At 64.3% G+C, this 14,137-nt stretch carries 13 protein-coding genes and 1 tRNA gene; 2 read left to right on the top strand and 12 right to left on the bottom strand.

All coding sequences use genetic code 11. The annotated features are described in order from the left end of the window. From HYH07_RS23980 to HYH07_RS23970, 3 genes are all read right to left on the bottom strand, one after another. On the bottom strand, positions 1–1,482 hold a 1,482-nt coding region (locus HYH07_RS23980; protein ID WP_220004804.1), incomplete at its 3' end, for a flotillin family protein. Between the two features lie 11 nt (positions 1,483–1,493). Next, positions 1,494–2,162, bottom strand: a complete 669-nt coding sequence (locus tag HYH07_RS23975; RefSeq protein ID WP_220004803.1) for an OB-fold-containig protein — start codon at positions 2,160–2,162, stop codon at positions 1,494–1,496. Between the two features lie 13 nt (positions 2,163–2,175). Then, positions 2,176–3,339, bottom strand: a complete 1,164-nt coding sequence (locus HYH07_RS23970; RefSeq protein ID WP_220004802.1) for a PspA/IM30 family protein — start codon at positions 3,337–3,339, stop codon at positions 2,176–2,178. A gap of 335 nt (positions 3,340–3,674) precedes the next feature. Here HYH07_RS23970 and HYH07_RS23965 point away from each other — a divergent pair, with 335 nt between their 5' ends. After that, on the top strand, positions 3,675–4,769 hold the full coding sequence (locus HYH07_RS23965; RefSeq protein ID WP_220004801.1) for a transporter substrate-binding domain-containing protein: 1,095 nt from the start codon (positions 3,675–3,677) through the stop codon (positions 4,767–4,769). Positions 4,770–4,809: 40 nt separating this feature from the next. On the opposite strand, the gene HYH07_RS23960 is transcribed toward HYH07_RS23965, so the two are convergent. The 6 genes from HYH07_RS23960 to HYH07_RS23935 form a co-directional block, all read right to left on the bottom strand. Next, complete coding sequence (locus HYH07_RS23960; RefSeq protein ID WP_220004800.1) at positions 4,810–5,193, bottom strand: RidA family protein; 384 nt, start codon at positions 5,191–5,193, stop codon at positions 4,810–4,812. Positions 5,194–5,198: 5 nt separating this feature from the next. Next, positions 5,199–7,541: an acetamidase/formamidase family protein gene (locus HYH07_RS23955; protein WP_220004811.1), complete on the bottom strand. Its 2,343-nt coding sequence runs from the start codon at positions 7,539–7,541 to the stop codon at positions 5,199–5,201. A 249-nt stretch (positions 7,542–7,790) separates the two neighbouring features. Continuing rightward, positions 7,791–9,032, bottom strand: coding sequence for an acetamidase/formamidase family protein (locus HYH07_RS23950; protein WP_220004799.1), 1,242 nt, complete (start codon positions 9,030–9,032; stop codon positions 7,791–7,793). Between the two features lie 43 nt (positions 9,033–9,075). Next, positions 9,076–10,698, bottom strand: coding sequence for an amino acid ABC transporter permease/ATP-binding protein (locus tag HYH07_RS23945; protein ID WP_220004798.1), 1,623 nt, complete (start codon positions 10,696–10,698; stop codon positions 9,076–9,078). Then, entirely contained in the window at positions 10,698–11,591 is an 894-nt protein-coding gene (locus tag HYH07_RS23940) for an ABC transporter substrate-binding protein (RefSeq protein ID WP_220004810.1), read from the bottom strand. The genes HYH07_RS23945 and HYH07_RS23940 overlap by 1 nt, the downstream gene beginning before the upstream one ends. Positions 11,592–12,054: 463 nt before the next feature. Next, positions 12,055–12,318 (bottom strand): hypothetical protein, encoded by a 264-nt coding sequence (locus HYH07_RS23935; protein ID WP_220004797.1) that lies wholly within the window; start codon positions 12,316–12,318, stop codon positions 12,055–12,057. 274 nt (positions 12,319–12,592) lie between these two features. Here HYH07_RS23935 and HYH07_RS23930 point away from each other — a divergent pair, with 274 nt between their 5' ends. After that, on the top strand, positions 12,593–12,799 hold the full coding sequence (locus HYH07_RS23930) for a hypothetical protein (RefSeq protein WP_220004796.1): 207 nt from the start codon (positions 12,593–12,595) through the stop codon (positions 12,797–12,799). Positions 12,800–12,863: 64 nt separating this feature from the next. On the opposite strand, the gene HYH07_RS23925 is transcribed toward HYH07_RS23930, so the two are convergent. From HYH07_RS23925 to HYH07_RS23915, 3 genes are all read right to left on the bottom strand, one after another. Beyond that, positions 12,864–13,010, bottom strand: coding sequence for a hypothetical protein (locus HYH07_RS23925; RefSeq protein WP_220004795.1), 147 nt, complete (start codon positions 13,008–13,010; stop codon positions 12,864–12,866). Between the two features lie 187 nt (positions 13,011–13,197). Beyond that, positions 13,198–13,271: transfer RNA gene (locus HYH07_RS23920), tRNA-Cys, on the bottom strand. Between the two features lie 107 nt (positions 13,272–13,378). Then, complete coding sequence (locus HYH07_RS23915; RefSeq protein ID WP_220004794.1) at positions 13,379–14,119, bottom strand: tRNA-uridine aminocarboxypropyltransferase; 741 nt, start codon at positions 14,117–14,119, stop codon at positions 13,379–13,381. Between the last annotated feature and the right edge of the window lie 18 nt (positions 14,120–14,137).

Genomic DNA, 14,137 nt, shown 5'->3' with positions numbered 1-14,137 from the left:
GTTGCCATTGCCACCGAACGCGCCGCCGGTGTGCAGGATGCGGACGTCCTTGAGGTTGGCGATCGGCCTGACCATCTCCGCCAACGCCGAGGGCATCGTCTCGATCCGCTTCTTGGCGATCTCGAAATCGATGACGTTGCTGCCGAGCTTGTTCTGCGCCTCGTTCTTCATGGTGATGACGGCAGCCTCTGCCTCACCGATGTTGCGCACGCCAACCGCCTTGATCTTGTTGGATTCAGCTTCGGCGGTCGCCAGCGTCTTGACGGCCTCGGCGCGGTCGAGCGAGGCCCGCTTCTCGGCTTCAGCCGCGACGATCAGCTCGGTCGATTTGCGTTCGGCCTCGGTGCGTGCGGCAAGCACCTGGGTCAGACGGGCACGGTCTGCGACCTCGACGGCGCGCGCGGTGACCACCTTTTCTTCGGCGGAAACGGCAAGCGCTTCGGCCGTCTTGGCCTCGGCCACGGCTTCCGAGGTCTGCTTGCTCTTGGCCGCGATCTGGATCTCGTTCTCCTGCGTGGCGATCTGGATCTCGCGCTGCGCGTCGGTCTTGCGCTTGTTGATCGCAAGATCCGACTCGATGACCGCGGTCTCCTTGATTTGCTTCGCGCCCGCTTCCTTCTCGGCGACCGCCCGATCGGTGTCGATGCGGGCATTCTCTTCCGTCAGGCGCGCGGTCTGGGTTGCGGTTGCGACCTCGGCGCGCGTGCTCGCAGTCTTGTTGGCGATGTCGCGCTCTTGCGACAGCTCGGCCTCCTTCTTGGTCCGCTCGATCCCCAGCGTCTGCTGGCGCGCTTCAAGATCCTTCTGGGCGATCGCGACTTCGTTGTCGCGCACGATGGCGTTCCGGTCACGGCGGCGGGTCTCGGTGATGGTCTTGAGCTGGGTCAGACCTTCGGCGTCGAAGAAGTTCTCGGGGTTGAAGAACTTGACGTCGGTCTGGTCGAGTTTTGTCAGTGACACCGACTCCAGTTCGAGGCCGTTGGATTTCACGTCGGACTCGACCGTTGCCTGCACGTGCTTGACGAAGTCGCTGCGCTTTTCCTGCAATTCCAGGATGGTCATGGTCGCCGCCACCGAGCGCAGGCCGTCGACGAATTTCGCCTCGACCTGGTTGCGCAGGGCTTCGGCGTCATTGGTCAGCGCGCCCAAGGTCTGGCTCGCGAGCGCAATGCTCTCGTCGTCGGGGCGAACGCGGACGTAGAATTCGGCGACGATGTCGACGCGCAGCCGGTCCTTGGTGATCAGGGATTCCCGCTCCTTGCGCTCGACCGTGAGCCTGAGCGTCTTCAGGTTGACGCTGGCATAGGAATGGAAGATCGGCAGGATCATGGCGCCGCCGTCGAGCACGACCTTCTTGCCGCCGAGGCCGGTGCGCACGAAGGCTTCGTCGCGCGTGGCGCGCTTGTAGAGGATGGTGAAGATGATGCCCAAAACGACGATCAGCGCGACGCCGATCATGGCCGGGACTGCGATGTCGAACATAACTTTCTCCGCTAATGGACTTGCTGGCTTAGAGTTGCTTTGGTCGGTTTGAGTTCATCGTCTGCCTTCACCGCGACGAAACGGGTGTCGACACGATCGACCAGGAGGACGAGGGTTCCCTGCGGCAGCGGCGCCGAGTCCGGTGCTGCAACCGCAAGCACGAAGTGGCGGTTGCCGTGGATATCGGCGACGCTGACGCGACCGGGCGGGCCCTGGTCGAGCGGGCCGACGACGACCTCACCGACGCGGCCGACGAGATCGCCGAGGCCGATAACGTAGCTTTCATCCTTCGGAATGATCCGGGCGATGCCCCGGCTCGCGCCGCGGATCAGCGGGACCGAGACGACGACCGCCGCCAGCGAGGCGATTGAAGCCGGCAAGGGCCCGGCCACCATCCGCGCGACGTCCTGGATCAGGAAGCCCGTGATCGAGAAGGCGCCGAGCGCCAGCAGCAGAAAGATCAAGAGCGGCACGCCGCCGACATTGATCCAGGAGATGGCGTTGATCACGCCATTGTCGCTGGGATGGCTGAAATCGATGCTGGTGCCGAGCACCTCGCTCAAGGAGGCCCCGACCAGCATCGTGACCACTTCGAGCGTGCCGACGATGAGGATCATGGCCGCCGCGATCGCGAACGGACGGACCTCCGGCGCCATGACGTGTTCGAGCAATGCGCTCATGACACGATACTCTTCAGGAGCGCGACTTCAACCGCGCGAGCCTTGCCGCAATCTCCTTGTCGCGATGCAGCGCGCTGAGCTCGTCGATGTCGCTGGAATACGGAATGCCCGCCGGCACGCCGGTGACGCGCGCCACCGCCCTGCCCGCCCGCAGCGCCTTTGCCGCGGCGGAGCTGCCGCCGCGCTTACGCGGCGAGTGCGAAGCGTGGTGGCTTGCTTCCGCCTCGCTCGTTGCGAGATCGACGCGGCGCTGCTCGGCATCCTGCAGCGCCGAGAGCACGGCACGCAGCGATGTCACGCATTGCTCGATCTTCTCGTTGTTCTCGTCGATGGCGCGGGAGAGCACCTCGAACTGCGCCTCCAGATCCATCTGCCGGGCGATGCCGGCGCGGGCGAGATCGTCGCGGCCGTCTGTGATCGCGCCCTCGATCTTGGCGGCAAGATCGGTCATCTCGCGCTCGATCTCGGTGCGGCGGGCGTTGAGGCGGTATTCCTCGGCGCGGGCAGCGGCGAGTGCATCGCGCGCCTCGCTCTCGGCGCGCTCGATCTCGCGGATGGCCTGGCCCACGACTTTCAGCTTGTTGTCGCCTTCCGCCTGCTCGATCGCGTCATAGGCGATGCCGGCGATCAGACGCCCGACCCGTGACAGGAAATTCTCGGGAGCGGCTGCGATGGTATCCATAGCGTTCTCCTCCTCTGGCAGACTGTTCGGCGTGACGCCGTAGTGAACCTCGAAACCGTCGTCGGTGCGGATCAGGTGGGCGGGCACGCTCCGCCCCCAGCCCTCCGCGTAGCCGGCATAATCGAAGGGCACGCTGAAGCGCCCCTGCACGGTCGAAATCGAAATGGTGGCCGGGCCCTTGATCTTGGCGAGCTTGTCGTCGAGCGGCAGGCGGCGGCCTTGCGCCGCGCGGTACTCGGCGCGGTCGCGCAGGCCCAGCGTCACCAGCCGCGACGGTAGCGCGGTCTCCTTGCGGATCGGCTCATAGGCGTGGGCGTGCAGCAGGACGACGTTGGAGCCCACATTGTGGGTCCGCGCGACCTCATCAAGGATCTCCATCATGCGGTCATAGGCCTGGAACGTCGCCTCCATCGCGGCCTTGGCGGCCGGGTCAGGGGCAAGCCGGTATCGAAGCGCCGATGGCGCGTTTCGGGGCGACGGGTTCATGGAAAGCACTAAAGCACCATTTTGGTGCTTTACAAGGGAGAAGGTCGATCAATTTCCACTGATCCTGATGCACTCTTTGGGTTAGTCGCCGTCGCCTGGGGCCGCGTTCAAGGCCGGCCATCACTCCTAAGTCACCGCCGATCAAGACTTCTTGCACGCGCCGGTTGCAATTTTACGCAAATCGGGAAGCTGAAATCGCTCCCCACTCTTCCCCGGCGGATCATCCGACTGTTAATCGGATGGTCGTCACTTCCCTTCCCCTTATCCAGAAACGCAGCTCCGACCGGGAAACATCGATGACTGCTCCGCATCAGGCAGCCGGCTCTAGTGCTCGAAGCGCCCGGTTGCTCCGGGCTTTCGCAGCCGAGATCGTCCGCGCACTGGCGGTGGCACTGCTCGTCTGCATCAGCTGGTCGACGGCTCAGGCCGAGACCGCCAGGCTCCGCGTGGCGACCCGCATCGTGCCGCCAATGGTTGTCGAGAATAACGGCGTGCTGGGCGGCTTCAGCATCGAGCTCTGGAACAGCATCGGCAAACGGCTCAATCGCGAGACCGAATATGTCGTGTTGCCCGATGTGAGCGAATTGCTCGGAGCGGTGGCAAGTGGACGAGCCGATCTCGCCATCGCGGCAATCTCGATCACGTCGGAGCGCGAGGACAGGTTCGACTTCTCGCAGCCGATCATGAACTCGGGCCTGCAAATCCTGGTGCGCGGCACGGCCGTCAATGTCGAAGCCAATCCGCTCCGCGAGCTGATGCAATTGTTCTTCTCGCGCACCCTGCTGGTCTGGCTCGGCATTGCGCTGCTCCTGATCCTCGTGCCGGCGCACCTGATGTTCCTGGTCGAGCGCACGCATCACAGCGGCATCATTCCAACCAAAAAATATTTTCCGGGGATTTTCCATGCGATGTTCTGGGCGGCGGGCACGCTGGCCACCCAGGCCGATCAGATGCCGCGGCACTGGATAGCCCGGATCGTGGCCGTGCTGTGGATGTTCACGGGGGTGGTGTTCGTCGCGTTCTATACAGCCCAGCTGACGGCTTCACTGACGGTGCAGCAGATCAAGGGGCCGATCAACGGCCAGCAGGATCTTGTCGGCAAGACCGTCGGCAGCACGCGCGGCAGCACCGCAACCGCCTATCTGAACGAGCTCAGGGCAGAGGTTCGCGAGTTCGAGAAGGTCGATGACCTCTACAAGGCGCTGCTGGACCAGCAGGTCGACGCCGTCGTGTTCGATGCACCCGCCCTGCTCTACTACACCACTCATGACGGCCGGGGACTGGCGCGGATTGTCGGCGACGTCTTTCACAAGGAAGACTACGGCATTGTCTTCCCAACCGGCAGTCCTTTGCGCAAGCAGGTCAACGAAGCCCTTTTGGGGCTGCGCGAGAACGACACGTATCAGCGGATCTACGAGGAATGGTTCGGCAAGCACTAGAGCGCGATGAGACCGGATTGAATCGTCATGGGGCTGGCCGTCATGGCCGCCGGCAGATCAAATCGATCTCGATCAACGCATCGTAGGCAAGCCCGGTCACGCCGACGCAGGTGCGGGCCGGAAGGCAACCGGGTGCAAAGTACGTGCGGTAAGTCTCGTTCATCATGGCGTAGTCTTCCTTGAAGCGAGTCAGGTACACGCGCGTCATCACCACGTGCTCGAGGCCGAGATCGAGGCCGGCGAGCACGACCTTCAAATTCTCCATCACGGCATGGGTCTGCGCAACGATGCCGTCGGGCAGGACGCCCGGTGCGTTTGGCGTATCCGGCATCTGGCCGGTGACGAAGACAAAGCCGTCGGTTTCGACGGCGTGGCTGAAGGGCGCGACCGGCTTCGGTCCGCCGCTGATCATGTGGAATTTCACTCGAATTATCCCTGGGTTTTAGACGCGTGCCGAAACAGGCGCTTGCTGAGGATGGCGTGCACGCCCCAATTGCCGTCGACCACCTGCGTCACGCCGAAATCGACAGCGGCCGACATCAGCGCGATCGCCTCGTCCTCGCTGAGGCCCTTCACGTTCATCAGGAAGCGCCGCATCTTGCGGAACGCGTCCTTCATGGCGAGGTCGAGCGAGGATGTTGCATAGACCTCGCTCTGGCCCTGCGCGCCGAACTCGGCGAGATAATTGGGATGGCTGAAGCCGGTCAGCACCCAATCGGTCGCGGTCTCGATCAGGGGATAAGAGAGATCGGCAAAGGGCCGGCCGGCGAGATCGGCCTTCTTGTGCAGGATCACCTCGAACGTGCCGGTCATCGAGCATTCAATCGCGGTGCCGCTGAGCTCGCCGTCCCCCTGCGTGGCGTGGGAGTCCCCGACCGATAGCAGTGCGCCGGGAACGGACACCGGCAGATAAACGGTCGATCCCTTGCCCAGCCGCCAATTGTCGAGGTTGCCGCCGAAATAGGAGGGCGGAACCGAGTCGACAAAGTCGACCTCGCGCGGCGCTACCGCGATTACGCCGAAATGCGGCCGAAGCGGAATACGGACGCCGTCGAGCACGGCATGCCGGCGCTTGATCGTAGCAGGCGCAACGGGAATGCCAGGATAGTCGTAGGTGGCGTGCACAACACCGAAGGGATCGGTCTGCGGTTCCCAGCGGTAGGAATAAAGCGCGCGGGCGTGCGGCTCCACGGCGTCGTCGAAGATCTCGTAGATGGTGACGATCTCGCGCGGCTTCGGGCCGCCGAGAAACTCGTTGTAATGATAACCCCACCACGCCGCCACCGAAGAGCCGAATACGCGACCCGCATGGTCCGGGCTACGACTTGCGCGAGGCACGATGTCGAGAATGCGCACCTCCAGCACGTCGCCGGGCTGCGCGTCCTTCACCGCAACGGGCCCGGTGCAGATGTGGACGCCGAACCCCTCGCCGGCACCACGACCAAACACGCTGGCGTCCATAGGGCCTGCGCCGCGGCGGTCGACGTTCTTCCTGGCGGCCGTCCAGCCAAACACGCTTTCGGCGCCGGGATCGCCTACGATCATCATCTCCGGCGCATCCGAGGCGTGCTGGGTCAGGGTCTCGATCGTGATGGTGTCGCCAGAAGCGATCTCGATCTGCGGCGGCAGCGAGCGGCTGAAATAGCCCCAATGGACGCGACCGGCCTCGACCGGGAGATGATGATGCCGTTGCCCGGCGGTTCTCGCCTCCTCGGTGTCCGTGCGGAAGACATTGCTGCGGGCCTCCGCGCTTGCATGCACGCGCAACTGCGCAAGCGCCTCTTGCGGCCAGCCGCGCTGACCGGCAAGACCGTGCTGCAACGTCGCACGCTCGGCTTCCTGTTGGCGAAACTCGCGCGGCGCGAGGCCAAAGCGATGGCGGAAGGCGCGGCTGAAATGGGCGGAATCGCCAAAGCCATAGGCATAGGCGATTTCCGAGATCGAGCGATGCGCTTCGGTTGGGCTCGACAGATCGGCCCAGGCGCGCTGGAGCCGTCGCTCGCGAACGTAATGGGTAAAGTTGTCGCCTACCGTTTCGAACAGCTTTTGCAGGTAGCGCTCGGAAATCCCTTCAGCCTGTGCGACGCGCACCGGCACCAGATCGGGATCGCCGAGGCGGCGCTCGATGGTCTGGCAGATCCGGTGCAGCAGCGCGGCCTGCGTCGCGCTCGATCCCGCGTCTGACGTCGCGGTGGCCTGCTGATGGGCGAGCGTCAGCAGGAGATCGACCAGCGACTGCGCGACCGCATTCCACTCGGCATCGCCAAGTGTGTCGAGCGTGCGCGCGGTCGCGTCCAGCAAGCGGGCGAAGACGTCAGCGAATCCGCCCGATGGAACGACGCGGGGCTCGCCGAGCCGAGGTTTGCCGGACAGGCGCCCATGCAGCGCCTCCGAGGTCACGGCCAGTACGATGGCGCGCATGTCGCGCTGGAACACGATGCTCCAGTCGCCGCTGCGCGGCAGCAACACCAGATGGCCAACCGGAACGATGCGATGACCGCCCGTGCTTTTCAGCACCATGCCATCCTCGACCGGCATCAACGCGATCGGCGGATCGTCATTCGCTTGCGCGAGCGGTGCGACGCTCTGCGCCCCCGCGGCCATGCGCGTCAGCGCGACGCCTGTGGCATGACGACGCGAGGCGGTCGCGTGCCCGTCATAAAACGGATTATTCGCCGCCGGTCGCAGGCCGACCGCAGCCAGCACGTCCCGCCAGGCTTCAGGGCGGTCGTCTTGCGCGTAGGACTCGCTCGTGAACGGGCGAAAACTCATCGGATCGACCCAGATTGCGCTCGATCGAAGCAACCTCTGTGCCAGACGCACGCGGTCATCCGTCGCAGCGACGGGCCGCAGATGAGGTTTGTTGGTCACGTGGTCATCTCGAAAACGGACTTGCCTTCAGAGTGTTAGAGCCCGATGTCTACATCGAGCACGCTGCGTAGCCCGGATGGAGCGAAGCGTAATCGGGCCGCCATTGTCGCTGTCCCGGATTGCGCTTCGCTCCATCCGGGCTACTGGGCGTCAGTCGCACCGAAACATGTTCTTTCTGATCGTGCCGTGGACGCCCCAATTGGCATCGACGACCTGGGTGACGCCGAAATCGGCGCCCACCGACATCAGCGAGATCGCCTCGTCCTCGCTGAGACCATGCACGGTCATCAGGAACCGGCGCAGTTTCCGGAACGCATCGCGCATCGCGCGGTCGAGGCTCGAGTGGTTGGCAATCTCGGTTTGTGCGTCGGCACCGAGGGCTGCGAGATAGTTCGGATAGGTGAAGCCATAAAATGACCAGGCGCGGTCGGTCTCGAGCATGGGATGGTCGAGGCCCTCGAGATGGGTGCCGGCCAGATCAGCCTTCTTGTGCAGGATGAACTCGAAATCGCCGGTCAGCGAGGTCTCGATCGCGGTGCCGCCGAGCTCACTGTCGCCTTGCGCGGCATGAGGATCGCCGACCGAGAAATAGGCGCCTGACACCGCGACCGGATAGAACATGCGCGCGCCCTTGCCGATGCGCCAATCGTCGATATTGCCGCCGGTGTAGCTCGGCGGAATCGAGCTGACGAAATCGGCCTCCGACGGCGCGAGGCCCATGGTGCCGAAGTGCAGTCGCGCCGGCACCTTCACGCTCGGGAGGATGTTCCCGCGTTTCCTGATGGTCGCGTGGTCGACACGGACGCCGGGATAATCGATGGTCGGATGCACGATGCCGTCGGGGTCGGTCTGCGGGGTCCAGACGTAGTTGTAGACGGCTTTCGCGTAGGGCTCGCCTGAGGTGTCGAGCTCGAAGATGGTGACGACCTCGCGCGGCTTCGGCTCCTCGATCAGGTCGTGATAGTGAAAGCCCCAATTCGCCGCGACATTGGAGCCGAAGCAGCGGCCGGCATGGCAGGCGCTGCAGCTCGGCCGCGGCCTGATATCGAGGATGCGCACCTCAAGAATATCGCCGGGTTCGGCGCCCTCGATTGCCACCGGGCCTGTGAGGAGATGCACGCCGATCCCCTCGCCTGCGCCGCGGATGAACGGCCCTTCGGTCGGGCCTGAGCCGCGGCGCGCCACCGCCTTGTGCTCGCGCGTCCAATGGAACACGCTCTCGGCGCCGGGATCGCCCGCGATCATCCGCTCGTAATCGTCATTGGCGTGATGGGTGAGCGTCTCGATGGTGGCGCGATCGCCCGAACGCAGTGTCAGCGCCGGCGTAACTTTCTTGGAGAAATAGCCCCAGTGGACGGTTTTCGGCGAAACCGGCAGCGTGAAATGCTTCATGAGGTGGCCTCTTCGGGAGTCTTGAACGTCGCGGATGCGGGGCTCATCGCACCGCCTCCGGGGTCCTGGCGGCTTCCATCACGCTGAGGAAACGTGCGGTCAGCGGATTGCGCGGGTTGGAGAGCACCTCGTGCGCCGGCCCCTCTTCGATGATCGCGCCGCCGCTCAGGAAAGCGACGCGGTCGGCGACCTCATCGGCGAAGCGGATCTGATGGGTCGAGATGATCATGGTGAGGCCATCGTCGATGGCGAGACGGCGGATCACCTCCAGCACCTCGTTGACGAGCTCGGGGTCGAGCGCCGAGGTCGGCTCGTCCAGCAGCAGCACGCTCGGGTTCGGCGCCAGCGCGCGCGCAATGGCGACGCGCTGCTGCTGGCCACCGGAGAGATGCCGCGGCAGTGCGTCGGCACGATGTGAGAGACCGACGCGGTCGAGCAGCTCGGTGGCGCGGCGATCGGCGTCGATCCCGGTCATGCCGTGCACCCAGCGCAGCGGACCCGCGATGTTTTCCCGCGCCGACAGATGGGCGAACAAATTGAATTGCTGGAACACCATGCCGACGCCGACGTTCGCGCGTTCGTTGGCGATGGCCCGTGGCGACAATGGCTTGCCGTCGTCGGCAAAGCCGAGGCGGCGGCCGCCGACGCGGACGGAGCCGTTGTCCCAGTTTTCGAGATGGTTGATGCAGCGGAGCAGCGTGCTCTTGCCGGAGCCGCTGGGCCCGAGCAGCGCAACCACCTCGCCGACGCGGACCGTGAGGTCGAGGCCGTCGAGCACCTTCTGCCTGCCGTAGCTCTTGGTGAGACCCTTGGCCTCCACCGCGATATTGTTGCGCGCGATCGTGGCGGCGCGGCGGGCGCGCTGTTCGCGGGTCAAGGCCAGCGGTGGCGTGTCCGCAAGCTCGGCCGGCGCCGGTTCGGGATCGGCCAACGCGGTCTCGGCGAACGTAAGCTTGGTGGCGAGATCGACGCGCCTCCACGGCAGGTAATCGGCGAGCTTGCGCTCACGGTTGCTTGTGCGGTCGAGGTCAAGCAGCCATTCGACGAACAGCTGGATGCCGCTAATAGTCGCGGTCAATACAAGATAGAGCAGCCCCGAGGCGAAGAAGATCGAGAAGAAGTCGAAGGTCGAGGACGCCAGCTGCGTCGAGCGCAGCGTCAGCTCCTGCACCGCGACGACGGAGGCAAGCGAGGAATTCTTCAGCGCGCTGACGGCCTCATTGCCGAAGGCCGGAATCATGGTGCGGATCGCCTGCGGCGCGATCACGCGCCACATCAGTATCCGCGGGGTCATGCCGAGTGCCTGGCCTGCCGTCACCTGCCCGCGATCGACGCCGAGCACGCCTGCACGCAGCATCTCAGCGATGAACGGCGCTTCGTTGCAGGCAAGCGCGAGACCTGCGGCCAGCACCGCCGGCAGCTTGATGCCGATATGCGGCAGCGCGTCGTAAGCGAACACCATCTGGAGGATCAGCGGCGTGCCGCGGAAGATCACGGTGTAGCCCCGGGCGATCGCCGCCGGCACCCAGAAGCGGGAGAGCTGCATGCCGGCGAGGATCAATCCTAGGATCAATCCGCCGCCGAGCCCGAGGGCAGTCACCTCGAGGGTAAGCTCGATGCCCTCGAGCAGATACGGCATGCTCAGGTAATGGAGGAACAGCGACATCAATCGGCCGTCAGGACGTCCGGCTCCTTGAAGTTGTTCACATCGAGCTCATGCTTCTTCAGAAGCTCCATGTGAATGCCGGCCTTCTGCACCTCGATCAGCGCAGCGAGCACCGCGTCGCGGAACTTCGGCTTGTCCTTCGGGACGGCAATGCCGACCGAGTACGGGATCGTCACCGCGATCGCTTTCTCCAGCTTGTCCGGATAGGCCTTGACCGCGCTATCGACGGTATTGACGTCGTTGACATAGGTGTCGGCGCGACCGGCCAGGATCGCCTGGATGCAGTTGGCGTTGTTGTCGTAGAGCTGGACCGTCGGCTCCGCCTTGCCGGCCTTCTTGCACTCGGGCATCAGCGCCTGGACCAGCGGCACCTCGACAAAACCGGTGTTTTCGGCCGCGGCTGCGCCGCACATCGACATGTTGATGCCGTTGATGCCCTTCGGATTGCCCTTGGCGACGAGCACGCCGTCGAATACCTTTGAGTAGGTAATGAAGTCGGCCGCCTTGGCGCGCTCCTTGGTGGCGTAGATGTCGGAGATCACGATGTCGGCCTGCCCTGCGGACAGCGTCGTCAGGAGCGCTGCGAACACCACCGGCTTGTAAGTCAGCTTGAAGCCGAGGCATTCGCCGATGGCTTCGCCGAGATCGATGTCGAAGCCGATATATTTGCTGGGATCCTTCGGATCGATCGTCTCATAGCCCGGCGTGTGCGGGTTGATGGCGTTGACGAGCGTCTTGCCCTTCCAGTCCGGATATTTCTCCTGGAGAGCGGCGCAGGCGGCGGGCGCCGCGGCCTGTGCGCTCGACGGTGCCACGGCAACGAGGCCGACCGCGATGGCGGCGCCGAGCGCGGCCGTGTGCCACGGCAATGCGCGCGACATCCCCCGCCGCATGTGGTGCAGTTTTTGGGGCAAAACCCGTCTGTCCATCTCATGCTCCTTCGAATTGTCATGGCGTTGGCCATGTTCCAGATCTCGGGAGGGAGCCTAGGTGGAGGGCGAGCCGAAAAGCTTGTCCGCCGGCGTACAAAAAATTGGATGGAAGCGGCCCGCGATTTGGGCAGTCGGCTGCACAAAAACTGTTCCCGCGGGAGGCGCATTGCGGCACGCAATTCCGAATTCGGAAGAACCAAATGGTCTCGTCCTGCGCAATAATCCACGCAATCTGGAAATCATCTGGTGAGGCCATTTGACAGAGATATGCCGATATCTCGCCCAGATACGGCGAGGGCGAACCCATCTGCGGTCGGAATCCACAGCACTCCACACCCTGTCCGCAGCATATCCACAGGCCGACCATGCCGGATTCGCGAGGCCACACGAGCCACTTGCTGCGCACAAACCCACAGGGCGCGCGTCAGCCGCCGGCCTGGTCGAACACGCTGCGGCAGGCCTCGCTCAGGCTGGAGCGGTTCCGGCGCAGACAGGCCGTGATGGCCCGGACGTTGGGGATTTCGCCGGCACAGAGCCGGTAGACGTCGGGCGTGCAGGCCCGGCGCTGCTCCGGTGTGCCCTGCTGCGCATTCGCAGCTGATGCAAACAACGTCAGGAACAGGCCGACGGTGGAGGCGCGACGCGCCCGGCTTCTCATACCCGCAAACCGCAAGAACCTCGCCTTCATGACCAGTCTCCTGTCTGCCCTGCCGGACCGGCCTCTATTGGCCGGTGTGGGCAAAGAGGTAGGAGGAACGAATCGCGGGGGATGTGATCTCTTGCACACTGGCGGCCGCCTGGAACTTCCTGGAGGTCCTCGGATTTACCTGGGGTTCAGGGATCTTCAGAAATCGGTAACCAAGCGGACCTCGATCGCCGGATCGTTAAAATCCGAACGATCGGGTCAATCGGCCAACAAACCGGCTTTGCGACAGTGCGCCATCCGCGTTCCGGAGGGTGTGATGAGCGAGGCTGAATTCAATTTGATGCTGGATGCCGTCCGGGACGCCATGATTCACGACACTTTCGCGCCTGCGCCGACGGAGGACTTCGTGCCCCGCCCGTGGAGCTTCGACGCAGCGCCCAAGACGCCGCTCAAGGCCGCGAATGACAATGAGGGCGCATGGCCCCTGCTGCCCTTTCCGGATGGCTGGTACGCCGCCTGCTGAAAACCTGCTGAAGCCCTGCTGAAACCTCCTGGCCCAAACCTGACGGCAGGCCACGGCTCTGCGATCAATTCTTGACGCTGTCCTTGTCATCCCGCTGCGCCCTGTCGGGCGCATCAGGCGGGAAGATGCTGTCATAGATCGCGCGCGCCTCGGCAATAAGGCGAGCCCGCTCAAGCTCAGATTTCGGGATAAACCGGACGATCTCGCCCACGTGTGCTCCAGCGCTCGATTGAATGCATGCCTTCGCAGATGCGAAGTTTATGCCATCGGGCCTGAATCGAGGGTTGCCAGCAAGCCCCCGGCAATTCCGGTGGACGCGGCTCGTGCAGTTGCTGTCCGCGCCATTGGCGGACCCGAACGGAATCACGATTTAGGCTGAAATATCAGAAGCTTGGTGATGGAGGCCACGACCAGAATTGAACTGGTGTACACGGTTTTGCAGACCGTTGCGTAACCACTCCGCCACGTGGCCCCGTAAGGGCGGACCAATATAGGGGATCAGGGGGTTAGGCAACCCCGGCCGGGCCGTTACGTCATCGCACCGCGAGGCAATCAACCGCAGCGTGGGATCAGCCCAGGTCAGGACCGTTTGCCGCGGCGGAAGTCGCGCCGGCGGCCTTTTGGCGCGGGCTTCGGCGCCAGTCCAGGCATCTCGGCCTGGACTTCGCGATAGCGCGTCAACAACCGTTCAAAACTGGCGTTCAACGTCACGGCGATGTCGGGGCGCCGCTCGAGCCCCGCGAGCAGCGTCGCCGCTGCCTCGATGGTCGACAGCCCGTCCTTGCGCGGCTCGCGACGCAGGCGGCCATAGCGCGACGGCTGCTTCGGGTTGAGGATCACGCGCTGGCATTTCAGCATCCAGGGATTGCGCCACCACAGTGCCTTCGCCTGGCTCCAGGTGCCGTCGAGCAGCACCACGCCTTCGAGCTTGCCAAAAATGGCGCGCTGGTTGTCCGCGACCTCGCCCTTGCGGTTGAGCGCGACGATCTCGCCGTCCACGTCGAGGTCGGCGGCGCGCGCCGAACCGAGATAGAGCACAGCCCAGTGCGAAGCGTTCTCGACCGGACGGCCAAGCGCCTTGGACAGGCTCGGCCAGGACAGGCCGACCTTCACGGTCGCGTCTTCAAAGTGCCTGGCAAGCAGCCGCGCCGTGCCGAGAGCCCTGTCCTGCTCCTGCGGATGCTGCAGGATCAGGAGCGAGAGCTTGTTCTCGATCGGCGTAACAGTGTCGCAGATGCAGAGCGGCATCGGCTTCTGGCAGTGCGGGCATTCGGGGACAGGCTCAGGCGCTGCGGCCGTGGTCTCGGCTGGGTTCGACATGACCGCCGCTATACGCTC

The sequence above is a fragment of the Bradyrhizobium sp. BR 10261 genome (assembly GCF_019455395.1).
Lineage (GTDB): Bacteria > Pseudomonadota > Alphaproteobacteria > Rhizobiales > Xanthobacteraceae > Bradyrhizobium > Bradyrhizobium manausense.
This window is presented reverse-complemented; position numbering and strand designations above follow the sequence as displayed.